Genomic DNA, 22,402 nt, shown 5'->3' on the forward strand with positions numbered 1-22,402 from the left:
TCGTTTTTATTTTCACAACCCCGTTTTTGCGCAACTTATTCTCACAAATATACGTACTTTTTTAGATTTTTGGACAAGTAAATAATTAAATTGTTGTTGCTACTAGTTATTGCAATATTTTACCTAAAAAATGCTCATTCAAAAAATATTGCTTGTATCGTGGAAGGCGGAGAGATGGATGATAATGATAGCCTATTTGTCAAGGAATTAATGATTTGCTTGGGAAGATTATTGTTTGGTGCTATACTTAATTGGTTATTAGTAGGAGATAAGATATGGTTAATCAAACTGACTCTCTAGATTCAAGTTGGGTTAATTTGGGCACAGAAGAGAATCAAGAAATAACCAAAGATCGTCGCTATTCTGGAGATTCAGGCATTGAAGAAAAGGAAGAGCTTGAAGTTTTAGATGGCAAAAATCAAGAGATACAAGCTAATCTATGTGATACACCCCCTGAAGATCTGAGTCTAGAGAATGCAATACTTACAAACTTTCCTGATAGTTGTGATAGATCATTTACCGTAGAGTCGAAAGATGAAGATTCATATGACATTATTCCTAAAAATTTAACTTTAACTGAAATAATCAATATCTTAAATCAAGCTATACGGGAAGATGATTGTGAAGAACTAGGCAGGGTTATACAAAATATTGAAAATTATGAAGGCAGATATATTACGCTGGACAATGTAAATTTAAAGAGTTTTTGTGAGCAACAACTTAATTTAGATTTACGAGATAGAAGGGATCACCAGCATATATACTCAAATATACTATCACGGTATAATTTTGATCAGGAGAATTTCAAGTGTGATTATTTAGTAAAAGAATTGGTATTAATGGCAATTGCAGCTAATGATAAGCTGATAGAACAATATCAGGGCATACTTTTTGCTGAAGGAAATTTGAGTCTTTTATCTTTACTTGTCGGTGGTCAAAAATATATTGAAGCTTTTATAGAAAAGTTCCGTGGTACCGATTGGATTTATAGAGCATTAAAAGATCAGGCTATACAATTTATTGAACCTAATAAGATTAGCTTCTTCTCAGCTATAGCATTAAGAAAAGAACGAAATTTATTAGACACAGTTTTTGTTGAATTCATCTTAAAAGATCTTGCACGAGCATTAAAAACAAGTAATCCTGATCTTTTGTATGGTGTGCTTGAAACAGCATCTCTGATCGAAAATGAAGAATTTATCATGATAGTGCTAGGTGCATTTGAAGGATATATTAATAATACGGATAAAAAAGATCTGTTAAGAAAAAGTTTTGTTACTTTGTTAGAAACTGCAATAAGCCAAGAACACATATCTGTCGTTGAATACTTGTGCAAACGATATACTAATAACGCGAATTCTGGATTAAAGGAGAATAGAAAAGGCAGAAAACAGGGTAAACTCAGCAGTTATAAAAAAATAGATGAGGTTACCCATGGAAGATATAACAAAACTGTTTTGTTTGGTCGATGATTTTTGCAGAGATATAGAGAAAAATTTTGCAGGCAAACTACTGCCAAATGGTAAAAAACCCACAAGAACAACGGAAATTGAGCACTCTGAAATCATGACAATAATCCTGCTATATCAACAATCTCCGTGTAAAAATTTCAAAACTTTCTATCTACATTACCTAACGTTGCTCTACAAATCAGAGTTTCCAAAGTTGCCTTCATATACCAGGTTTGTTGCTCTAAAGCCTAGGGTTTTGTGGCATTTAGCAATGTTGTTGCATTGGCTTTGTGGACAGTCAGAAAACACTGGAATTTCATATATAGACACAACTCCCATTGCAGTTTGTCATGCAAAAAGAATATCCAAAAACAAAGTTTTTGCTGGAATTGCAAAATTAAGCAAGAGTACTTACGGCTGGTTTTTTGGTTTCAAATTACATATGGTAATCAATGAAAATGGTGAAATTCATGCACTTACGCTAACAAAAGGCAATGTTGATGATAGGATACCTGTGCCAAATTTGACGGAAAAATTAACCGGCCTTTTGTTTGGTGACAAAGGTTATATTGCAAAAGAGCTTTTTCAGAAGCTGTTTGACCGAGGTTTGAAACTTGTTACCAAGGTGAAAAAAGGTATGAAAAATACATTAATTTCGCTAAATGAGAAGATTTTACTGAGAAAAAGGTCTATCATTGAGACTGTTTTTGGTTACCTAAAAAATAGACTAGAAATTGAACACACTCGCCATAGATCCCCTGTTGATTTCTTGGTTCATATCTTTTCTACTCTCATCTCCTATTCCATCAAATCCAAAAAGCCTTCTATTTCCTATACTTCCTTCCTTAATCCAGAATTTGCGTTTTAAAAAGCAACTATTAGATTATTATAGGATAAAAAAGTTAATGATTTAATAATTTTAAGGCTAAAATTAGCATATACAAAATCCTTAACTTACAGTACATTTCAAAATACGACTTTAATGTAGCAGATATTAGAGTTAAAAGTTTTACTATGGTAGAATAATGATAAGATTCCAAGAAGAAGCTGTCAGTAGTCAAATTAGTCGTGTTGCTGAAATAAATTGTAATATATGGTTACTGTGAATAACAATCGCTTATCTTCTCAAGCAAAACATGAAACACATGGGTTCCCATGTGCTCTTGGAAGCACGTCTAGCTATACGTGCGTTTATGAGTTGTTTAAAAACAATCTTCTAACAAAGAAACCCAAATTCATCACAAGGATTATGACATGTGTCATAATAATTATGATATGAGTTAAAATGATTGTGGCACGAATTAGTAGCACAAGGTGCGTATGCAGGTGCACAAGCTTGTGCACAGTTCGATACTGGTGTTGGTGAAACTGATGCTGGCGAATTAAAAGCTGTACATGGTAGTTTTGGTAAATGACTATAATTATAAACCATAATGATCCTTTAAAAAATACTATGAGATTATTATAAATTAAAATAATTAAAAATTTAATAATTTTAATTATAAATCTAGCATATCAACTAACGGTATGTTTTAAATTTTCTTTCAATTCCACTGTATCTTCGCCAGTTTTGCATACAGCCCGTCTTTACTTATTAGAGAGTTGTGAGTTCCTACTTCTTCTACTTTTCCATGATTAATTACTATAATCTTGTCAGTTTTAAGTGCGGTTGATAGCCTGTGTGTAATTACGATTGTTGTTCTGTTTTGCATTAACTTGCTCAATGCTTTTTGCACGAGGTTCTCACTTTTATAATCAAGGGCAGAGGTTGCTTCATCCAGTATTAAAACCTGAGGATTGTTGAGTATGGCCCTTGCTATTACAATACGTTGTTTTTGTCCTTCAGAAAGTTTTAATCCTCTTTTTCCTACAAATGTATCAAATTTATCAGGCAGCTTATCAATAAATTCCATCGCATAAGCGCTGATGGCTGCTTGCTTCACTTCCTCATATTCGGCACCTGGTTTGCCATATAGTATATTTTCCATTATTGAGCAAGAAAATATCATGTGATCTTGTGGCACTAAGCCAAACAACGATCTGAGGTCATTTAGCGCAATTGACTTAATATTGTGCCCATCGATAGTAATGCTACCTTTGTTTGGATCATGAAAACGGAGCAGAAGCTTTAAAATGGTGCTTTTACCACTGCCAGATGGTCCAACAATTGATACTGCTTGACCTGCCTCTATAGAAAATGATACGTTATCTAATGCTGGCTTATCAGCATAAAAAAATGTTACACCATTAAACGAAATTCCCTTTTGAACACTACAAATTTTTATAGGATCATCGGGATCTGCTATAGAGCTTTTCATATTTTTAAATTCAAATAAACGCTCTACTATTCCAAGACCTCGTTGTAAATCACTGATATTATCGCTCAAATTATTTATAGCTCCTGCTGCGAGCGCTGAATAAAACACAAATGAGGAGAGTTTTCCAATAGTTATATTATTGCTTAAGACTTCTTTAATACCAAAAAAGAGCAAAACAACTAGTGAACCTATCACACACGTGATAACTAGAGTTACTAGAATAGCACGCAAGAGTACTAATTTTACGTATGATTTTGATACTGAGTTTAAATACTCCTTAAAACGGTTTTTTTCATTTTCTTCGAGTACAAACGATTTGATAGTCACTATAGATCTAAAATTTTCCTCACTAAATGACGCGAGCTCACTTAATTTATCCTGGGCAAAGCGTGCATAGCTACGCACTTTTTTTCCAAGTGAGGTCATGATAATGAGTAGTATAGGTATTATTGCGGCTGCATACGCAGTTAGTTGTATATTTGTATACAATAACATAGCAACACTACCAATCAGAATCACAAAATTTCGTAATATGGTTAGTAAGCTGCTGTTTATTATTGATTGCAACACAGATGTATCAGTAACTAACGCTGAGATAACATCTTGTACGCCTGTGTTCTCAAAGAAACTTGGTTGCAAGTTAGTGATACTGCTATATAAGTCATATCTGATTCTTGCGATAACTTTCTCGCTGCCAATGCCAATGAAATATAACCGAGTAAATGCAGTGAGAGAAATGGCTAAAACTATAAGTATTGCAACTAATAGTTTGGTAGTAAAATCGTGCTCTGCGCCAGAATCAATGATGTTACTTAAGCCTCTGCCAAAGAGGAGGATCGTTAAAGCTGAAAATAAAACTGCAATAAAAGCTACGATGAAATAAGATAGATTAGGCTTTATATAGTAAAATAACTGCCTAATATTAGATCGCATCGTATTTTAAAGTTTCTAAAGTTAAGTATATAGATTCTAGTTTCAGGGGAAAGGGGCATAAGTGTTGAAAGTAACACAAAAAAGACATAAAGAACTATTATTGCAAGAAAATGGAGGCAATAATGGATCAAATAGAAAGAGTACTAAATTTAATAAAAGATGAGGATTTAGAAAGGCTAGGAAAATTAAGTGAAGTAGATAAATGTAATACTAAATTGTTGGGCAAGATTATATTTAAAGGTCTAATGAAGTTAATATTAATGGGGCAAAAAACAAGCCTAAGAGCGCTAGAAATGGTAATAGACAGGTGTATAATGGATAAGAATAGCGATAAAAGTACAGTAACATACAGTGGTTTGTCAAAAAGGTTAAAAGTTATAAATCCAGAATATTTTAAGGGAGTATATATTGATTTGATGAGCAAGATTAAAAAGCTATTACCCCAAAAAACATCAAATAACTTACATAAGTTTGATTCGACGATCATAAATTTATCGGGATATCTCATAAAAGATGGGCTAAAAATAGGCGGTAAAAGTAACGACAGTCAAGTTAAAGTGAGTGTAGGATTAAAGGATCAATTGCCGACAAGTATAAGATTTTGTAAAGGACAAGAAGAAAGTAGTGAAGATATGGCATTAGTGAGAGCAATTAATGAAGCTAAAGTTGAAAAAGAGGATATTTTATTATTTGATAGAGGAATCAGAAAAGTTGGAACTTTTGCCGAATTTGATGAAAAGGAGTACAAATTTATCACAAGAGTTAAAGTAGGAAGAAAACATGATGTTATAAGCAGGAACAAAGTTATAAGAGAACAAAAATCGGATGGATCAGAGATTTTAGAAGATATAATAGTTAATCTTTATCGTGCACGAGGTAAAGTGGCAGAAAAGCATGATCTACGGCTAATAAAAATCAGAAATAAAATTGGAGATGAAATATGGTTTTTGACAAACTTGTTTGAAATGCCAGCTTATGAAGTAACAGAGCTATATAGGCGCAGATGGATATAGAAGTGTTCTTTAAATTTATAAAGCAAAATCTTGGATATAAGCACTTTTTAAGCCATACTATGAATGGCATGAAGGTGTATATTTACATGATTATTATTACGGCTTTGTTATTTCTTGTTTATAAAATCAAAAATAATCTACATGGGTTCAAAATAGCATTACTGCAATTCACATTGGATCTAAATGACTCTTTTATACGTTCGATTGTTTTACTGTCGGGAGGTAATTTACATGCCGTTGATCATCTCATATCACGTTATTTTTGATACTTTCAACACTTATGGGTATACTCCTCTTCACTTTGCTGCTTTGTATGGGAATAAAAATATAATACAAGCCTTAATTGATAAGGGGCAAAGTATCGAAGATGTGGACAATAATGGGCGAACAGCTCTGTTTTTAGCTGCTAGGCAGTGCACTGAAGCAGAAGATGATAGCAGAATAGAAATTATCAAGTATTTGATAGACAAGATCAAAGCAGATGTAACAAAGAAAGATAATAATAACAATGCAGTACTCTTTCCTGCCGCTAATAATTGCCCTGGAAAAGTGGTAGAATTCATCATTGAGCAATATATAAAAATCTTTGAGTTAGAGAATTTTATCAACCACAAAAATAATGATGGAATGGATGCTTTGGATATTGCGCTGAATAGTGGAAACGAGAAAGCTATTGAAGTATTAAGATCATATGGAGCAGATATCAAGAATAAGGTAGATGGTAGCATTCAAAAAATTACTGCAGAAAAACCAAGTAGTACCCTAGACAGAGCAGAAAGTGCAGAGGTAGCACCTCCAATTAAGCAAAGAGTATAAAGCTTTTTATAAAGCGATTATAAATTTCAGTAAGTTGCAGAGGCTCTACAATGGGAAGTGTAGTATGTTAGCAGATACAAATGACTAGATAAATTATATTTCATTAAAGTCATTTATCTTGAAACATAAGCAGGATTTTGTATAGTTGTTTCAATTTGGGTCTGTATATTGAAACAACGCGTGAAAATGACAGGTCATTGTACAAGAGGTACCTAATTCACCGACAAGAATGCTAGATAAAGACACTTACATTTCAATTATTTCACAATTTCTGTATAATCTTAAAAACTCAATTAGTGCGTTATGAAGATAATAATAGGTAATGCTAGTAAGGAATTAGGGGAATCAGTAGTTAACCGGCTAGATGTTCAACCATCCTCTGTTCAGGTGTCAGAGTTTGCTGATGGTGAGGTAAATGTAGAAGTAGCAAATGATCTATATAATCAAGAAGTATATATAATACAATCTCTTTCTCCCCCTGTGAATGATAACCTTATGGAGCTTCTGCTCATAATTGATGCAGTAAATAGATTAGGAGCCAAAAGGATAGTAGTAATTATTCCTTATTATGGATATAGCAGGCAAGATAGAATTATCAAGAACAATAATGTGCAGTCTGCTTTAAGTGCTAAATTAGTTGCAAATCTTATTCAAACTGCAGGTGCAAGTAGTGTTGCAGTTATTGATTTGCACTCAAGTCAAATTGAAGGATTCTTTGATGTACCGATAACTAATTTGAACTGCTTTGAAGCATTTGTTGACTCTATACACACAGAAAATTTGGCAATTGTTGCACCTGATGTTGGAGCAATTGGCAGAGCACGTGCTTTTGCAAAGACTTTAGAGGAAAAGTACAAGATAGGGTTAAGTGATAAGATTATTGTAGTAGATAAATATAGGGAGAGAGCAGGCACATCTCAAGTAATGAACATAATAGGAGAAGTTGCGAATAAAAATTGTGTCATTGTTGATGATATAGTTGACTCTGGTGGAACATTGTGTAATGCAGCTCTTGCTTTAAAAGGCCACGGAGCAAAGTCCGTAATTTCATGCATCACACATGGCGTGCTTTCAGGAAGTGCAGTTGAGAAAATCTCTTCCTCTTCTTTAGATAAATTAGTGGTTACGGATACCATACTTCACAAATTTGAAAAAACTGATAAAATAGAAGTTGTTTCGGTCGTAGATATTTTAACTCACTTTATCCAAGGAGGTAAAGATGCCAGCTAAGTCAACAGAAGACGTTATTACTTCACTAATAGAATTTGCAAATAAGAGAAAAATAACAATTACCAAAGAAGAAATGCTTAAAATTGCACAGCTTGTAAGGATTAAGTTATCAAATGACGAGATTGATCACTACTCCAAAGAACTGACAATGCTGGATTGGATACATGATACTTTATTGCAAGTTAATACTGAAGGTGTTTCTCCTATGCGTTATGGCAGCATAGACAAGGACATTCATGTACGCGATGATGTTATAAATTCTCAAAACATTAAAAAAGAGATATTGTCCAATACAAAACCTGAGCATGGGTATTTCGTAGTGCCAAAGGTTATAAGCGATTAAAGTAAAATAAGGCTCATATCAAATCTATAATAGATCGTATCTGTTCAGCAGAGTGGCAAAATAAGGTAGACGAGAAAAGACAACTATAGGAACAAATGGGTGTCATTCCAGTGCTTGACACTGGAATCCAGTCCTTTTGCACAGTTCCATCAAAAACGTTGTAGAGGATTAACCGCTTTCGTGTTTACCAACTTAGTGCCCAATCTGGATCCCAGTGTCAAGCACTGGGATGACAAGAAAGGGAGCACTGGAATTTTTGTTTCAGCATTAGCCATGCATCTGAACAGATACAATAAATCTACTTTCAAAAATAAGACCAATCCGGTAAAGAAGCATTTGTGGGAGTGGAAACCATTTTTTGATTTTTCTTTACCAAGTCTACTAAATATAGTTTAGAGTTGCTTGGTGATTCTGTTCTTGTAAAAATGATTTCTCTACCATTTGGTAACCATGCCGGGGATTCAATTTTATGCCCCTCTGAAAGCAGACGTTCTTCTTTGCCATCTGGCTTCATAACTCCTATGTAAAATTTTCCTGACTGAATCTTTGTAAAAGCTATCAGATCTCCTTTTGGCGACCAAACAGGCGTAGCATATCTTCCACTTCCAAAACTAATTCTTTTAGGTTTTTTACTTTTGTTAGTAAAATCGATAACGTACAGTTGCTGACTTCCACTTATATCAGAACTAAAAGCCATATACTTTTGATCTGGAGAAAAAGAGGGAGAAGTGCTTATAGCTGAACCTTTAGTAATTTTTTTTGTTCGTTTACTACTTAAATCCAAAGATAATATATTCGTTTCACCACCCAATGAGTGGGAAATTAAAAGAGATTTACCATCGGGAGAAAATCTTGGTGCAGAAACAACTCCTTCAAATGCGCTGATTATTGATTCAGTGTTATCTTTTAAATTTTTTAATATTATATAACTTTTACCATTTGCGTACGAGATATAAACAATACCCTTTCCATTTGGTGAGAATCTCGGTGTTGACACAAATCTATCGCCATTTGTTAAGTATTTTATATTACTTCCATCTTGATTCATCACAGCAATTTTACGCACAGATTTGTAGTTGCTATCTTTTTCTTCAGCGATATACGTGATTTTTGTGTTGAAGTGCCCTTTCTCACCAATTAATCTATCATGTATCACATCCGAAACGAGGTGACCAATTTTTCTCCAGTCTTTTGCTGGAAAAACAACTGACTGAGTAAGTAATTCTCTTTTTGTAAAAGTGTCAAATAAACGAAATGATAGCTCTAATGCACTACCAGATATTTCGCTTAAACTTACTGTGACTACAGTATCGCTTTTCCAAGATTTAGATTCAGCTTCCGCGCCACGTTTTACATTAAATAAGCCACAATTAGATAAATTTGTTCCTATTACCTTTGCAATATTTTCGCTTAATTCGCTTTCCAACGCTGTTTTACATGTACATTTAGATACAACAAGACCAATGTTACCAACACTGCTTTTTTTTATATCAACATATAAAGCAGCTTTTGTAAAATAAGGAATAAATAACGAAATAAATAACACCAGATGAGCGAATAGCTTCATTCATTTCATACCTGTTCTATCTGAACCTCAATTATAGGTCTTTTTAGTAAATATTCCTTTAAGATACTCAATATTGAACTTTCAATCTTATTTTTAATTTTTTTTGTTGGCTGCAAACTAAACAACGACTCAACTTTCTTGACAATTTTCTGTATGGTAGCTGCATCTTCTAGCACTTCAAAAACACCAGGTACAAATACTTTTGGTTTAGCAAGCAATTTATTTTTCTTGTTTACAACTGCTGTTACCACAATAACTCCGGCATCTCTCATTCTTTTACGCATTTTTATAACACTGCTCTCCGGATGACGTAGCAACATACCATCAATACCAAAGTAGTCAACATCAATTGAATCAAACTTTTCTCCGTTCTCCAAATTAACAATATCACCTGGTGCAATCATTATTGCTTTTACCACACCGCACTCTTTAGCAAATTTTACATGTGCATGCGTGTGAATATATTCGCCGTGAACTGGAATAGACATCTTCGGTTTTATTAAAGAATACATTTCCTTTAGCTCTTCTCTTGTTGGATGACCAGAAGCATGAACATGCTCTGTTTTTTCAGTAATAACTTCTACCCCCATCTCAATAAAGGCATTGAGCATGTTGTGCGCACGAGTTTCATTTCCAGGAATGATTTTTGACGAAAAGATCATGGTATCACCTTGCTGCATTTTAAATGCTTGATGACTCTTAGCAGCAAGTCTTGCGGTAGCTGCCAGTGGCTCACCTTGACAACCTGTGCAAAGTAGCACCAGTTCTTCCCTTGGAAAATTTACTGCTTCCTTTGCTTCAAGAAACTGAGGAGAATCAGTTAAATAACCACTATCTTGCGCAACTTTCACTATTCTCCATAAAGATCTACCAAGTAAAACTACTTTTCTATTTAGTGCTTTTGCAGCTTGGCTTATCGTTTCAATTCGTGCCACATTTGAAGCAAATAGCGAAACAGCAACTAATTTTTTAGATCGCTTTATTATGTTATAAATATTATTATAAATTTCACCTTCTGACTCAGGGTGATGCTTGCTTAATATATTGGTTGAATCGCAAATTGCTGCAAGCAGGTCACCTTTATCGCCAATTTCTTTTAGACGCTCCATATTAGAAGTTAATCCAACAACAGGTTTTGGATCAAATTTCCAGTCTCCGGTATGGAGTGCACTACCCATTTCAGTGCTAATTAATATTGAATTTGCCTCAGGAATTGAATGAGTTACATTTATAAACTCGACGGTAAAAGGACCCAAATTTATGCTGCCATTTATGTCTACCTCTTTCACAGGCACTATACCTTCCAATCGAAATTCTTTTAGTTTCTCTTTAAGAAAATTAACCGTAAACTTTGTTGTATATATGGAGCACTGCAACTCTTCCCACAAGTGGGGCACTGCACCGCAGTGGTCCTCATGTGCATGTGTAATTATTATTCCAAGTAAATCTTTTTTTCTTTGAGCAATAAAATCTATATCAGCAATGAGCAGCTCAACACCTGGCATAGTTTCATCTGCAAAACCAACACCAAGGTCGATCATAATCCACTTACCTTGGTAATGATATAGGCTAACATTCATCCCGATTCTTCCTACTCCCCCAAGCGGAAGAAATAAAAACTCATTTTTGTTTATATTCATTAAATTTAAATTATTAAAACCTGAGAATAGCAAAACTTCGACCTTAAATAAAGAAATTTATTGCTTTTACATAGTTTTAAGGAACTAAGAAGTTTCTGTTGGCTAATAATAACACTATTGTTAAGTTTTCCATTAATAAGGTCAAAGAATTGCAGGATTAAATGAAAACCCGTAAACAGTTACCCCTTTATGTCATTTAGCAGATTTCTTATTTTTTTTTTACTTTACTAAAAAACCCTTCAGATTGCTGTTGTACACTTGCATTTTCCTCTTCTTCAAGCGCTTTTAATAGTTCAATTTGCTTTTTAGTTAAATTTTTTGGATTTAAAGTCTCAACTATTACCTGTACGTATAAATCACCACGAGCATGTGAGTTCATATATGGCATACCCTTTTCCCTACAACGTAGTTTGGTACCAGTTTGAGTGCCTTCAGGGACCTTTACTTTTATTTTAGCTCCATCAATTGATTGAATATCGATTTCACCACCAAGCACTGCTAGTGTCATTCTTATAGGCACTTTACAGTGTAGATCTGCTTTATTTCTAGCAAAGATTTTATGGGAAATTATTTTCACGTATACGTATAAATCTCCACTTTTTCCACCTTTTGTTCCAGCTTCTCCTTTACCATTTATCCTTACCTTAGCTCCTTCTTCTATGCCTTTTGGAATTGAAACGGATATATTTACTTCATCTCTTCTACGTCCACTTCCACCACATTTCTTACATTTGTTTTGTATTATTTCTCCTTCCCCATAGCATGTAGTACATGTTCTTTCGATGGTAAAAAAGCCTTGTTGAGTTCTAATCCTACCGCTTCCCTGGCATGTGTGGCACTGAACTGGTTTAATTGCTCCTTCGCCACCTGTGCCTTGGCATGTATCACATTTTACATTTGTCACATAATGTATAGGCGCTTGTATTCCTTTAAATGCATCTTCTAAGGTAATTTCAAGATCATAACGTAGGTCTGCTCCAGATACTCCTGTTGTACTTCTTTTTGCTCTCGATCTACTTGCACCACCACCGAATCCTCCACCAAAGAAGTCATTGAATATGTCGCTAAAATCTCCTGCAGAGCTAAAGCCTTGAAATCCACCAGAAGCACCTTCGTGGCCATAACGGTCATAGCCTGCCCTTTTCTCAGAGTCAGACAGAACTTCATATGCAGCTGTTACTTCTTTAAATTTTTCCTCTGCTTCTTTATTGCCAGGATTTCTATCAGGATGATATTTTAACGCTAATTTTTTATATGCTTTTTTTATCTCGTCAATATTGGCATTTCTGCCTACTTCCAGCAGATCATAGTAGTCTTTTTTGCTCATATATAATAGTTTAGTGTTTAACCTTTAAAGATAGGCATTACATATATTAATTTCAAGTGTGACTTCTGTTTCCTATAAAATGTGGTGCACCCTGAGCGACTTGAACGCCCGACCTTTTGATCCGTAGTCAAATGCTCTAATCCAACTGAGCTAAGGGTGCTTTCATAAGGTTAACTTTAGCAGATTTTGTGGCTTGATTCAATTAATTTGGCTAAAAATAAAACTGTTAATTTTTATCACGCATGAACCCCCTCATAACTCCCAAACTGCTGTTCCACATTAGAACTATTAAATTCACTATAAGAAGGAGGAGCGCTTTGAGGAAAGTAAAGAGGAGCGCTTGGAGTAGTATTAGGATATTGAGGAGAGTAAGGAGGTGGTGCATCACGAGAAGAATCTCCATAACCATGCACTTGTTTAAGATAGCTATCTACCGCTTCTTCAACCTTCTCAATATTACTTGATTCTTTCTCATGCTTCATATGAAAAGCTAAACCACCAGCAAAACATACGAGAGAATTAACACCAAGGATAACTAAACCCCACACTGGTAAGACTGGGTAAACAGCACAAGCTACCAAAGCTGCCAAAGAAACAGCGCCAACCGCAAATTCTATATTCCTAAGCATCTTAAGTTTATTATCCAGGTAATCTATTTTTTCTTCTTTTCTAGCCGTTTTTCTGCTGCTGTTATACCAAAAACACATACCAGCATGGAAAGCAACACACACAACTGCAACTGTTATACCTAAAGCTAATAACTTCCTACTATCTTCTGATTCTTTTTTATTCTCTTTTTTCTCTTGATGAGTGGTATTACCATTGTTAATATTCGTTATATTATTAACCGTAGTATGACCACCAAACAGGTTGCTAAGTAGTAAATAATCCCAAAAGTCTAAACCTCTATTATTGTGTACATGTATATGTGTAGTCTGAGAGCTTGTAGGTTGTGGGTTATTCCCTGCGTTATTTCGCTGGCTTCTGTTTTCTCTAGTACTGCGTTCATAACTTGAATTTTGATTCTCATTAAATCTTTTATACACATCGTTAAAATTCTCCTTGCTCCAAGTTAAATTCGGTGTATTATTACAATACTGTAGAAACCCTTCAATATTATTATTACCTAATTTCTTTATATAGGCTAACGCATACCTTTTTAAAGCACTATCTTCTGCTACCATAAATACCCTCTTAAGTTAAGATTAAATTAATAAATACTTACTTATTATAACAAGATAACATCTACTTGTCAACTTGAGCCTGATTCAAGTATCCGTTCAGAGTGTGGCAGAAGAACTTATTCAAATAAAGTAGGTGGTAAAATATAAACATTTTATAAAGTGAAAAATGGACTTTTCAGACCACTGCCGAGCTAAAAAAGCCCTAAAAACCGTGATACTTAGGCCACTTCTTGCTTAAGCTGTACAATTTCAGCTTGAGAAAGGCCAGTGGATTCAGCTATTAAATTAACAGATACACCAGCTTTAAGTAAATTTTTTGCAACTTCGATTTTTCCTTTCTCTATACCTTCCTCAAGTTTGTATTCAAGAATGGCTTCTTCCTTACGTAGATCCATTATTCTTTCTTCATATGCTACTAAATCTTTCTCATTCCAGCAAAACTTGTCTAACTCATCATATGCTAGCTTTACTATTGGTGATTTTTCTGCTATATTCCTTAGGTCTTCATCTGTAGTTTCATCTGCATACTGTTGTCTAAGTGAAGAAGGTCGCCCCTCCTCACTCGACTTCAAAACCGTACGTGAGACTTTGCGCCTCATACGGCTTCTCTCCAATTTGGTGCTTTTCATGCACACCTCCTGTGTAATTCATCGTGACAATGTCCATGTAACAAAGATAAGTTTTTGATCATATTGTTTCGTCTATTCCGGTCCTTGTGATGTATTTCTATTGTATCATCACTTTTAAACCATAGTCTACAATTATCACATTTACTTTGTTGTAACTTCAATAGTTTTATTACTCTTAATGGCTTATCTGGTATCTTTCTCAGACGTTTACCCCAATAAACCCAATCACCATCATATGGAGATCTGGTTTTTTGCACTTTGATATGTCGTTTAATAACATGATCGCTGTGTATAATAAGATGTATCTTGTTACTTGTCATAAAACGCCAGTTATCGTTATTATACTTTTTAAAGTATTTTCTTTTTATCCAGCATTTCCCTTTGTTTGGGTGCCTAAAGACTGACCTTACCCAGAAAAAGTGGAGAGAAAGAAAAGAGTTTTTTTGGGTAAAATAAAATTTTGGAGGATTAGAAATGGTAAGAGAATATACAGCAGAATTCAAATTGGAAGCTGTTAAACTGGCAAATGAACAAAGAAAGGCAGGTCAAACAATTACAAAAACAGCAAAGGATTTGGGAATAAAGGGTGGTTTATTAGGAAAATGGATAAAGAAACACAACGAAAAAAGTCGGCAGCAGAAGCATTTCCAGGTAGAGGTAACATGGCTCCTTACGACAAAGAGAGGTTTGATTTACAAAGAGAGTTAGCAAGAGTAACAAGGGAAAGAGACATTTAAAAAAAAGCCCTGGCCAGTCAAAAAGAGTAAAATATTTTTTTATATAGTAACTGCTATAAAGTACAGGAATTATGTAGGATTTTCTGCTAGTGGCTACTATAAGTGGACCACAAGGAAAATAAGCAGTAGAGAATCAGCAAATAAAGAGCTACTCGCAGCTATTCAAAAAATATATCAAGTTTCTAAATGTAGATATGGAGCTCCTAAAATTCATGCTGAATTGAAGGCTTTGGGTAAAAGTTGCAATTTAAAAACGGTGCAAAGTATTATGCAGAAAAATGACATCAGGGCTATACTGAGAAGAAAGTTTAAAATTAAAAAACAACAAACAGATAATAGAGCTGTAGCTCCCAATATACTAGATCAAAACTTTATTGTTGATCAACCAAATAAAGTATGGGATTACTTACATCAAAACCAAGGAGGGATGGCTATATTTGGCAGCAATAATTCTCACGTATGGTAGTTAATGAGTAGTGCAATAAATAAACAATTGGTTATGAACTCTTTATTAATGGCCATTAATAGGCGTAAACCTGTTAAAAATCTACTGCTGCACAGTGACCAAGGTTCACAATATACTGCGCAAGGGTATCAATATCTCTTAGCTGTAAACAATATAGATGAGTAACAAAGGCTGTTGTTACGACAATTCTGTTGCAGAAAGCTTCTTTAGCTCATTGAAAAGAGAAATACTTATTGATACTTCACAACACTCTGCTCAACAAACTAGAACTGCAATATTTGAATAGGGAATGTTCAAAAAAGTGTGTCAAACCGAAAAAAAGTAATAAATTGATATAAAAAAATGGAGGTTTGACAATGAGTCAGAAAGTAGTAAACAGAACTACCGGATTGGTAGATTATAAAGAGTTGGAAACAAATATCCTGTCGTCTATACGAGAAGGAAGACCGTTGACAGGAAGGGACGGAGCATTAACACCATTTATAAAAAAGCTGCTGGAGGCAAGTTTGGAAGGTGAAATAGAAAACCACTTGTTGGCTGAAAGCGAAGAAAATAATCGAAGAAATGGGAGAAATGGAAAGACTTTACGGACAAGTGCAGGTTCATTTGAGCTTTTGACGCCAAGAGATAGGGAAGGAAGTTTTGAGCCGTAAATAGTCAAAAAAAGGCAAACAAACCAGAGCTTGAAACGAAGATTTTGAGCACATTTGCCAGTGGTATGAGCTATAGAGATATAGCGTCACACGTTGAGGAAATTTATGATCACAAAATATCGGTTGCAGAGATATCAAGTATTACCGACAAATTACTGCCTATAATAAATGAATGGCGTAGTCGTCCACTGCAATCAGTATACCCGATAGTATTTATGGATGGGATGTTCTTTAAGGTCAAAGAGGATGGACATTGCGTAAGTAAATGTATGTACAATATATTGGGCATAGACCAAAATGGCAGAAAAGAAGTCTTGGGCTTTTATTTTGCTGAAAGTGAAGGAGCTAACTTTTGGTTGGGAGTGCTAAATGACCTCAAAGAAAGAGGAGTAGAAGATATTCTGATTGCATGTGTAGATGGGCTAAAAAGCTTTCCTGCAGCTATAAATAGTGCGTTTCCTAAAGCAGAAGTACAGCTATGTATAGTGCATCAGATAAGGAATTCACTGAAATATGTATCAAGCAAAGATGTGAAAGTTTTCATGAATGATCTGAAAAAATATATCGTGCTGCAAGCAGAGAAATTGCCGAGAATTACTTACTTGAGCTAGAAGAAAAATGGGGAGAAAAGTACCCATTGGTTGTAAAATCGTGGCAGAATAATTGGATCCGGCTATTTTAAGTATTCTGGCCCAATCAGGAGGCTAATTTATACTACCAATCCTATTGAGGGGTTGCATAGACAGATTAGAAAATTCACTAAAACTAAGGGCTCATTTACTAGTACAAATGCCTTGTACAAACAGGTATATTGTGCTATAAAAAAGGTAGAGGAAAAGTGGACGATGCCTATATCTGATTGGGCATTAACTATCTCTCAACTTGATATTTTCTTTCCTGATAGATTGAAAATTGAGTTGAACTAAAAATGCGGTTTGACACACTTTTTTGAACATTCCCTAACAAACAACGTCACTATTAACTATTGCATTCCAGAACAATTTGATGCATCATTCTTTTTGTAAAAAACATTCCAAACTTTCTCTCCACTTTTTCTGGGTAAGGTCAGTTGGATTTTCACCAACTGTATTCTAAACGCTTACTTGGCGTACCCATAACAAAAATGCCTGAAAAACGTTAATAATTATATACTATTATTAATAATTATTCAACCATATTTTAAGCTTGCAATTTTGAGCTTAACTGACGCTTATGGATAGGGGCAACTCTATCACCCTGTGTTATGTTTATTTTCTAACGGACGCTGATTTTTGTATAGTAATTTCTTGCTATAAATTGGTTATACAAGAGCTGGCTTCTAAAATTTTATAACCCTAATTTGAATTAATAGACAGCAGAATCGAAAGATTATTACAAGGAGAAACCTACACAGATCGACCCTTTTGTGAATCTGCGTTTCTGCTTTCTTCAACTTGTTTTGCAAAAGATGTTTCCTGTTTCTGAAGTGGTTTAGCAATTTCGCGCACAACGGCAGTAACTGCTGTTAAAAACGTTTTTAACAATGCACCTAAAGCTCCACCAACTGCTTCCCTGCCATGTATATGAGCTTGCTTTTCGTTATCGTCAGCAGTTTCCCCTGCCCTCCTTCTTGGATCCATCCTATGAGCAATCACCGAAAACAACACTCCCCTGATTGAAGACTTCACTTTTTCCTTTGCTTCGTGGACATCCCCATCTTTTGCTGTTTCATGTCCATGACTTAAGTGTTTAGCGTCCATTAGCTCCTTTTGTTGCTGGGCAAACATGCCACTTAATACTTCTTCTATCACTTGCTTTCTTCTCTTCTCTCTAACTCTTTTCATAGATTCTGATTTATCGCGAGTGTGTTTGGTAGTTTCAAATTCTGCATCAATATCTTCAGACGCAGCCTGACTATATAAAGTCTCTATGAGCCTGTCTATGCTTCGCTTTATTTGCATAGTCCTTTCGTAACTATCTAAATTATCGATTCCTTCGTCGATCTGATTTAGAATATCCTCAAAAACTTTTAAATAGTCTTGAATATATTGTATTATATATTGTTTATCTTCCTCTTTGTGTTGTTCTTCTTGATTTAACTGATTTTCATTTTCCAAACTTCTCTCTCTTTTGTCATCGTTATTTTCTTCAATATTATCACTGTCTTCCTCGAAAAGGTCTTTGTCGTTCATGATTTTTTTTAATTTAGTTAAAATTCTCACCAGTTATTATTGTATATGAAAAAATTAAATTAACATTAATGAAAAGCGTTTACAACTTCAGCACTAGTTAAAACTACAGTAAAGCTGTCAAAAGTAACAGGATCATAATATCTCTCATACAATTCAACTGAACACCTAAGCCTTATATTTTCCTTAGCATTAAAACTAATTTCATAATCATTATTAGAGTTTAGCATAGCAGAATTACGTAATAATTCATCAGCTAATACAGAGTCTAAAATTCCATTAATTTTTATCGTAATATGTCTGCTTCCAGCAGAATCCAATACTTTTCTCCAGCCAAAAGAAGAAATATCTTTTACCTCTTCTCTGTTATTACGCAAAGTAAACCTTAGGTTTCGTATATTATTTAACACGATAAAATTATTGTCATGACCTTTAATTTTTAGCTGTAATTTGCTCATTATCACCTCCTTTTATTAAAATATCAAAATTAATTGTTGAATGTAAAATTTCATTGTGCTGATCCATAGCACAATTACTTTCTAAAATGACCTCACTACTAAAACCTTCAATGCTCTTAAGTATCAAGTTAATATGCCTTATAATGGCAAACATACTGTCTATATGATAAGTATATATGTCGCATGAAAATCTTGCCTTTGTAGCAAAATTGGACAGCATATGCAGGTTATTATAATTCACTACACGCAATCTCAGGTAAGGAATGGTGACCTGTTTAGGTAAGTAGTCATAAATGTTAGTAACATATTTCCTTAAATCAGAATTCGCGTTTATAAAGCAAAATCTTGGATATAAGCACTTTTTAAGCCATACTATGAATGGCATGAAGGTGTATATTTACATGATTATTATTACGGCTTTGTTATTTCTTGTTTATAAAATCAAAAATAATCTACATGGGTTCAAAATAGCATTACTGCAATTCACATTGGATCTAAATGACTCTTTTATACGTTCGATTGTTTTACTGTCGGGAGGTAATTTACATGCCGTTGATCATCTCATATCACGTTATTTTTGATACTTTCAACACTTATGACGCGAATTCTGGATTAAAGGAGAATAGAAAAGGCAGAAAACAGGGTAAACTCAGCAATTATAAAAAAATAGATGAGGTTACCCATGGAAGATATAACAAAACTGTTTTGTTTGGTCGATGATTTTTGCAGAGATATAGAGAAAATTTTGCAGGCAAACTACTGCCAAATGGTAAAAAACCCACAAGAACAACGGAAATTGAGCACTCTGAAATCATGACAATAATCCTGAATCTCCGTGTAAAAATTTCAAAACTTTCTATCTACATTACCTAACGTTGCTCTACAAATCAGAGTTTCCAAAGTTGCCTTCATATACCAGGTTTGTTGCTCTAAAGCCTAGGGTTTTGTGGCATTTAGCAATGTTGTTGCATTGGCTTTGTGGACAGTCAGAAAACACTGGAATTTCATATATAGACACAACTCCCATTGCAGTTTGTCATGCAAAAAGAATATCCAAAAACAAAGTTTTTGCTGGAATTGCAAAATTAAGCAAGAGTACTTACGGCTGGTTTTTTGGTTTCAAATTACATATGGTAATCAATGAAAATGGTGAAATTCATGCACTTACGCTAACAAAAGACAATGTTGATGATAGGATACCTGTGCCAAATTTGACGGAAAAATTAACCGGCCTTTTGTTTGGTGACAAAGGTTATATTGCAAAAGAGCTTTTTCAGAAGCTGTTTGACCGAGGTTTGAAACTTGTTACCAAGGTGAAAAAAGGTATGAAAAATACATTAATTTCGCTAAATGAGAAGATTTTACTGAGAAAAAGGTCTATCATTGAGACTGTTTTTGGTTACCTAAAAAATAGACTAGAAATTGAACACACTCGCCATAGATCCCCTGTTGATTTCTTGGTTCATATCTTTTCTACTCTCATCTCCTATTCCATCAAATCCAAAAAGCCTTCTATTTCCTATACTTCCTTCCTTAATCCAGAATTTGCGTAAGTAGGGTGTCATCCCAGTGCCCAGACACTGGGATCCAGAAAAGTTTGCTTGTGAACAAGCAAACTAGCATGGAAAGTGGTTACAACGTTTTCGATGAGATTATATGGAAAACTGGATTCCAGTGTCAAGCACTGGAATGAAAAGGTATAAACCTTATCGTCATGCTGTCGCGAACCGTCATACCGCGATTCATTCGCGGTATCTCAGCATAGATTCCGCTAACGAGTAGTGGAATGACGGTTGTCGGTAAACTTAAGCCACTTTAGCTATAGCCAGTAACCACTCTATTTCTACCACTGTTTTTTGCTTTATATAAATATCTGTCAGCACGTACTATAAATTTTTTAATATCATCAAAGTCAGATCCTTGCATTTCTGCAATTCCAATGCTCACAGTTACATTATGGGTTGTATTTTTATCCGCAAGTACAAAAGGTTCTTTAGCAATAATTTTTCGTATTCTCTCCGCAATAGTATACGCATCTGATACATTGGTATCTGGCATTACAACAACAAACTCCTCACCACCAAACCTAGCTAGTAAATCTGTCACTCTGATATTTTCAGAAATTCTTTTCTGTATTTGCTTTAAAAGTTCATCTCCAGCATTATGCCCAAAACTGTCATTCACTATCTTAAAATAGTCTATATCAAGTATCATAAGAGACAACCTTCTATCCTTTTCCACAGAGTCCTTAACAATGTTTCTTAAGTGTGCATCAAAATATCTTCTATTATAACAGTTAGTTAATGGGTCCTTTATAGACATTTCCGCATTATTAAATAAATTCATTCTCAAGGCATCTTGATATCTTTTGCGTTTTACTTGCGAATTAACCCTTGCTATTAGCTCACCCTCATCCAAAGGTACTGTTAAATAATCATTAGCACCTACATCAAGTGCTTTTACTAAATTGTTTTTATCATAATCCTCAGAAAGAATCAGAATTGGTGTATAACGTGTTTCCACCTTACTACGAAACTCAGAACACAAACGCAAGCCGTCAGTTTTTGAAAATTGCATATCAGAAATGATCAGGTCGTAACCATTCTCAATACCAACCTTCAATGCTTCCATTGGATCACTCAGTATTTTAATTGACCTAAAGCGTTGCTTTAATATATTATATATCTGCTCTGCTTGATGAACATCCTCATCTATAACAAGTATGTTAGCATCAAAAATCTGATTGGAATAATCCATAATACTGTTTCCTGCGACTCCACCAATCTCAGCGTTAGTTTCTCCTCTTAAACGCAATTCATCTATAATCATTTTTAAGCGCGTGAGAGACTTGATCCTTGCAGATAAAGCAGTTTCGTTTATTGGTTTAGTCAGAAAATCATCCGCGCCAGCATTAATACCTTGCACTCTATCATGAGTGTCATGCAGCGCAGTTACCATAATTATTGGAATATGGGTTGTCAAGGGATCACTCTTTAGCTCCTTACAAACTTCAAAGCCATTCATCTTTGGCATCATGATATCAAGTAATATAATATCGGGCTGCTGCTTTGCTACTAAATCTATAGCTTCTTCACCATCATGAGCTACGATAACCGTATAGTATTCTGCTTTTAGTCGAGCTTCTAAAAGCTTGACATTAGATAGTACATCATCTACTACCAGAATCTTTGCTGTCATTATCTTTAGATGTATTATCTATATCATAAGTAGGATAAAGCTTACCATTTTTACCAATTATGTAATTTACTTTCTCAGCATTACATTCTTTATATAAGTCTTCAACTCCTGCATCTTTCAATAACCTCCTAGCTTTTGATTTTATAATCATAAGATACTTATACACATTCCTAATAAGATCAATAAATACAGGCACCTTATTTTTATCAAGAACAATTATGCTCACTAAAGCTACAACTAAAATTTCTGAAAGACCTATATTGAACATTTT

20 protein-coding genes, 1 tRNA gene and 5 pseudogenes are annotated in these 22,402 nt (G+C 34.5%); 13 read left to right on the forward strand and 13 right to left on the reverse strand.

Annotation, left to right across the window (positions count from 1 at the left end):
* The first annotated feature begins 90 nt into the window (after window positions 1-90).
* From OPR17_RS06495 to OPR17_RS06510, 4 genes are all read left to right on the forward strand, one after another.
* Window positions 91-300 (forward strand): hypothetical protein, encoded by a 210-nt coding sequence (locus OPR17_RS06495; protein WP_265021575.1) that lies wholly within the window; start codon window positions 91-93, stop codon window positions 298-300.
* Window positions 276-1,472 (forward strand): host RNA manipulator TomO, encoded by a 1,197-nt coding sequence (locus OPR17_RS06500; protein ID WP_265021576.1) that lies wholly within the window; start codon window positions 276-278, stop codon window positions 1,470-1,472. The genes OPR17_RS06495 and OPR17_RS06500 overlap by 25 nt, the downstream gene beginning before the upstream one ends.
* The gene (locus OPR17_RS06505; protein WP_265021577.1) at window positions 1,435-2,319 is read left to right on the forward strand and encodes an IS982 family transposase; all 885 of its coding nucleotides are present in this window, start codon (window positions 1,435-1,437) and stop codon (window positions 2,317-2,319) included. Before OPR17_RS06500 ends, OPR17_RS06505 begins: the two co-directional genes overlap by 38 nt.
* 421 nt (window positions 2,320-2,740) lie before the next feature.
* Window positions 2,741-2,866: a hypothetical protein gene (locus OPR17_RS06510; protein WP_007549126.1), complete on the forward strand. Its 126-nt coding sequence runs from the start codon at window positions 2,741-2,743 to the stop codon at window positions 2,864-2,866.
* 129 nt (window positions 2,867-2,995) lie between these two features.
* Here the strand turns inward: OPR17_RS06510 and OPR17_RS06515 are convergent, their stop codons facing one another.
* Window positions 2,996-4,702: an ABC transporter ATP-binding protein gene (locus OPR17_RS06515; RefSeq protein ID WP_265021578.1), complete on the reverse strand. Its 1,707-nt coding sequence runs from the start codon at window positions 4,700-4,702 to the stop codon at window positions 2,996-2,998.
* 110 nt (window positions 4,703-4,812) lie between these two features.
* On the opposite strand from OPR17_RS06515, the gene OPR17_RS06520 reads away from it, so the two are divergent.
* From OPR17_RS06520 to gatC, 4 genes and pseudogenes are all read left to right on the forward strand, one after another.
* Window positions 4,813-5,715, forward strand: a complete 903-nt coding sequence (locus OPR17_RS06520; protein ID WP_265021237.1) for a transposase — start codon at window positions 4,813-4,815, stop codon at window positions 5,713-5,715.
* A 273-nt stretch (window positions 5,716-5,988) separates the two neighbouring features.
* Window positions 5,989-6,531: pseudogene (locus OPR17_RS06525) on the forward strand (ankyrin repeat domain-containing protein); the annotation flags it as partial.
* 303 nt (window positions 6,532-6,834) lie between these two features.
* Complete coding sequence (locus OPR17_RS06530) at window positions 6,835-7,761, forward strand: ribose-phosphate diphosphokinase (RefSeq protein WP_265021580.1); 927 nt, start codon at window positions 6,835-6,837, stop codon at window positions 7,759-7,761.
* The gene (gatC, locus tag OPR17_RS06535; protein WP_015588776.1) at window positions 7,751-8,104 is read left to right on the forward strand and encodes an Asp-tRNA(Asn)/Glu-tRNA(Gln) amidotransferase subunit GatC; all 354 of its coding nucleotides are present in this window, start codon (window positions 7,751-7,753) and stop codon (window positions 8,102-8,104) included. The genes OPR17_RS06530 and gatC overlap by 11 nt, the downstream gene beginning before the upstream one ends.
* A gap of 149 nt (window positions 8,105-8,253) precedes the next feature.
* On the opposite strand, the gene OPR17_RS06540 is transcribed toward gatC, so the two are convergent.
* From OPR17_RS06540 to OPR17_RS06570, 7 genes and pseudogenes are all read right to left on the reverse strand, one after another.
* On the reverse strand, window positions 8,254-8,379 hold the full coding sequence (locus tag OPR17_RS06540) for a hypothetical protein (protein WP_265021581.1): 126 nt from the start codon (window positions 8,377-8,379) through the stop codon (window positions 8,254-8,256).
* Window positions 8,380-8,408: 29 nt separating this feature from the next.
* Window positions 8,409-9,671: a Tol-Pal system protein TolB gene (locus tag OPR17_RS06545; RefSeq protein WP_265021582.1), complete on the reverse strand. Its 1,263-nt coding sequence runs from the start codon at window positions 9,669-9,671 to the stop codon at window positions 8,409-8,411.
* 5 nt (window positions 9,672-9,676) lie between these two features.
* Window positions 9,677-11,311 (reverse strand): ribonuclease J, encoded by a 1,635-nt coding sequence (locus tag OPR17_RS06550; RefSeq protein WP_265021583.1) that lies wholly within the window; start codon window positions 11,309-11,311, stop codon window positions 9,677-9,679.
* Window positions 11,312-11,519: 208 nt separating this feature from the next.
* Complete coding sequence (gene dnaJ, locus OPR17_RS06555; protein WP_265021584.1) at window positions 11,520-12,638, reverse strand: molecular chaperone DnaJ; 1,119 nt, start codon at window positions 12,636-12,638, stop codon at window positions 11,520-11,522.
* Between the two features lie 82 nt (window positions 12,639-12,720).
* Window positions 12,721-12,798 (reverse strand) — tRNA-Arg (locus OPR17_RS06560).
* A gap of 76 nt (window positions 12,799-12,874) precedes the next feature.
* Window positions 12,875-13,822 carry a hypothetical protein gene (locus OPR17_RS06565; protein WP_265021585.1) on the reverse strand — a complete coding sequence of 316 codons (948 nt, stop codon included), beginning with the start codon at window positions 13,820-13,822 and terminating at the stop codon, window positions 12,875-12,877.
* 218 nt (window positions 13,823-14,040) lie between these two features.
* Window positions 14,041-14,352 (reverse strand): annotated as a pseudogene (locus OPR17_RS06570) (nuclease/transposase family protein); the annotation flags it as partial.
* A gap of 573 nt (window positions 14,353-14,925) precedes the next feature.
* Here OPR17_RS06570 and OPR17_RS07665 point away from each other — a divergent pair.
* The 3 genes and pseudogenes from OPR17_RS07665 to OPR17_RS06595 form a co-directional block, all read left to right on the forward strand.
* Window positions 14,926-15,937, forward strand: a pseudogene (locus OPR17_RS07665) (IS3 family transposase); the annotation flags it as partial.
* A gap of 73 nt (window positions 15,938-16,010) precedes the next feature.
* Entirely contained in the window at window positions 16,011-16,307 is a 297-nt protein-coding gene (locus OPR17_RS06590; protein WP_265021288.1) for a transposase, read from the forward strand.
* Between the two features lie 65 nt (window positions 16,308-16,372).
* Window positions 16,373-17,233, forward strand: a pseudogene (locus OPR17_RS06595) (IS256 family transposase).
* 459 nt (window positions 17,234-17,692) lie between these two features.
* On the opposite strand, the gene OPR17_RS06600 reads toward OPR17_RS06595, so the two are convergent.
* The 3 genes from OPR17_RS06600 to OPR17_RS06610 all read right to left on the reverse strand — a co-directional run bounded on the left by OPR17_RS06600 (window position 17,693) and on the right by OPR17_RS06610 (window position 19,318).
* Entirely contained in the window at window positions 17,693-18,478 is a 786-nt protein-coding gene (locus OPR17_RS06600) for a hypothetical protein (RefSeq protein WP_265021586.1), read from the reverse strand.
* Window positions 18,479-18,543: 65 nt separating this feature from the next.
* Window positions 18,544-18,933: a phage tail protein gene (locus OPR17_RS06605; protein WP_265021587.1), complete on the reverse strand. Its 390-nt coding sequence runs from the start codon at window positions 18,931-18,933 to the stop codon at window positions 18,544-18,546.
* The gene (locus OPR17_RS06610) at window positions 18,908-19,318 is read right to left on the reverse strand and encodes a DUF3168 domain-containing protein (protein WP_265021588.1); all 411 of its coding nucleotides are present in this window, start codon (window positions 19,316-19,318) and stop codon (window positions 18,908-18,910) included. Before OPR17_RS06610 ends, OPR17_RS06605 begins: the two co-directional genes overlap by 26 nt.
* A 161-nt stretch (window positions 19,319-19,479) precedes the next feature.
* Here OPR17_RS06610 and OPR17_RS06615 point away from each other — a divergent pair, with 161 nt between their 5' ends.
* Both OPR17_RS06615 and OPR17_RS06620 read left to right on the forward strand, forming a co-directional pair.
* Entirely contained in the window at window positions 19,480-19,653 is a 174-nt protein-coding gene (locus OPR17_RS06615) for a hypothetical protein (protein ID WP_265021589.1), read from the forward strand.
* Window positions 19,616-20,486: pseudogene (locus OPR17_RS06620) on the forward strand (IS982 family transposase). The gene OPR17_RS06615 and the pseudogene OPR17_RS06620 overlap by 38 nt, the downstream one beginning before the upstream one ends.
* A 262-nt stretch (window positions 20,487-20,748) precedes the next feature.
* On the opposite strand, the gene OPR17_RS06625 reads toward OPR17_RS06620, so the two are convergent.
* Together OPR17_RS06625 and tatB are read right to left on the reverse strand one after the other, a co-directional pair.
* Complete coding sequence (locus OPR17_RS06625; protein WP_265021590.1) at window positions 20,749-22,131, reverse strand: PleD family two-component system response regulator; 1,383 nt, start codon at window positions 22,129-22,131, stop codon at window positions 20,749-20,751.
* A complete protein-coding gene (gene tatB / locus OPR17_RS06630; protein WP_038250226.1) occupies window positions 22,103-22,399 on the reverse strand; it encodes a Sec-independent protein translocase subunit TatB in 297 nt (98 codons plus the stop codon). Before tatB ends, OPR17_RS06625 begins: the two co-directional genes overlap by 29 nt.
* Window positions 22,400-22,402: the final 3 nt, after the last annotated feature.

Origin of the sequence: Wolbachia endosymbiont (group A) of Icerya purchasi (assembly GCF_947251635.1) — a bacterium.
GTDB lineage: Bacteria > Pseudomonadota > Alphaproteobacteria > Rickettsiales > Anaplasmataceae > Wolbachia > Wolbachia pipientis.

Bases quoted from the DNA above. Each gene is read 5' to 3' on its own strand.
- OPR17_RS06500 (WP_265021576.1), top strand. From the start codon at position 276: ATGGTTAATCAAACTGACTCTCTAGATTCAAGTTGGGTTAATTTGGGC.
- OPR17_RS06615 (WP_265021589.1), top strand. From the start codon at position 19,480: ATGCCGTTGATCATCTCATATCACGTTATTTTTGATACTTTCAACACT.
- OPR17_RS06550 (WP_265021583.1), bottom strand. From the start codon at position 11,311: ATGAATATAAACAAAAATGAGTTTTTATTTCTTCCGCTTGGGGGAGTA.
- OPR17_RS06530 (WP_265021580.1), top strand. From the start codon at position 6,835: ATGAAGATAATAATAGGTAATGCTAGTAAGGAATTAGGGGAATCAGTA.
- dnaJ (WP_265021584.1), bottom strand. From the start codon at position 12,638: ATGAGCAAAAAAGACTACTATGATCTGCTGGAAGTAGGCAGAAATGCC.
- OPR17_RS06610 (WP_265021588.1), bottom strand. From the start codon at position 19,318: ATGCCATTCATAGTATGGCTTAAAAAGTGCTTATATCCAAGATTTTGC.
- OPR17_RS06520 (WP_265021237.1), top strand. From the start codon at position 4,813: ATGGAGGCAATAATGGATCAAATAGAAAGAGTACTAAATTTAATAAAA.
- tatB (WP_038250226.1), bottom strand. From the start codon at position 22,399: ATGTTCAATATAGGTCTTTCAGAAATTTTAGTTGTAGCTTTAGTGAGC.
- OPR17_RS06545 (WP_265021582.1), bottom strand. From the start codon at position 9,671: ATGAAGCTATTCGCTCATCTGGTGTTATTTATTTCGTTATTTATTCCT.
- gatC (WP_015588776.1), top strand. From the start codon at position 7,751: ATGCCAGCTAAGTCAACAGAAGACGTTATTACTTCACTAATAGAATTT.
- OPR17_RS06625 (WP_265021590.1), bottom strand. From the start codon at position 22,131: ATGACAGCAAAGATTCTGGTAGTAGATGATGTACTATCTAATGTCAAG.
- OPR17_RS06590 (WP_265021288.1), top strand. From the start codon at position 16,011: ATGAGTCAGAAAGTAGTAAACAGAACTACCGGATTGGTAGATTATAAA.
- OPR17_RS06540 (WP_265021581.1), bottom strand. From the start codon at position 8,379: ATGGCTAATGCTGAAACAAAAATTCCAGTGCTCCCTTTCTTGTCATCC.
- OPR17_RS06505 (WP_265021577.1), top strand. From the start codon at position 1,435: ATGGAAGATATAACAAAACTGTTTTGTTTGGTCGATGATTTTTGCAGA.
- OPR17_RS06515 (WP_265021578.1), bottom strand. From the start codon at position 4,702: ATGCGATCTAATATTAGGCAGTTATTTTACTATATAAAGCCTAATCTA.
- OPR17_RS06565 (WP_265021585.1), bottom strand. From the start codon at position 13,822: ATGGTAGCAGAAGATAGTGCTTTAAAAAGGTATGCGTTAGCCTATATA.
- OPR17_RS06605 (WP_265021587.1), bottom strand. From the start codon at position 18,933: ATGAGCAAATTACAGCTAAAAATTAAAGGTCATGACAATAATTTTATC.
- OPR17_RS06600 (WP_265021586.1), bottom strand. From the start codon at position 18,478: ATGAACGACAAAGACCTTTTCGAGGAAGACAGTGATAATATTGAAGAA.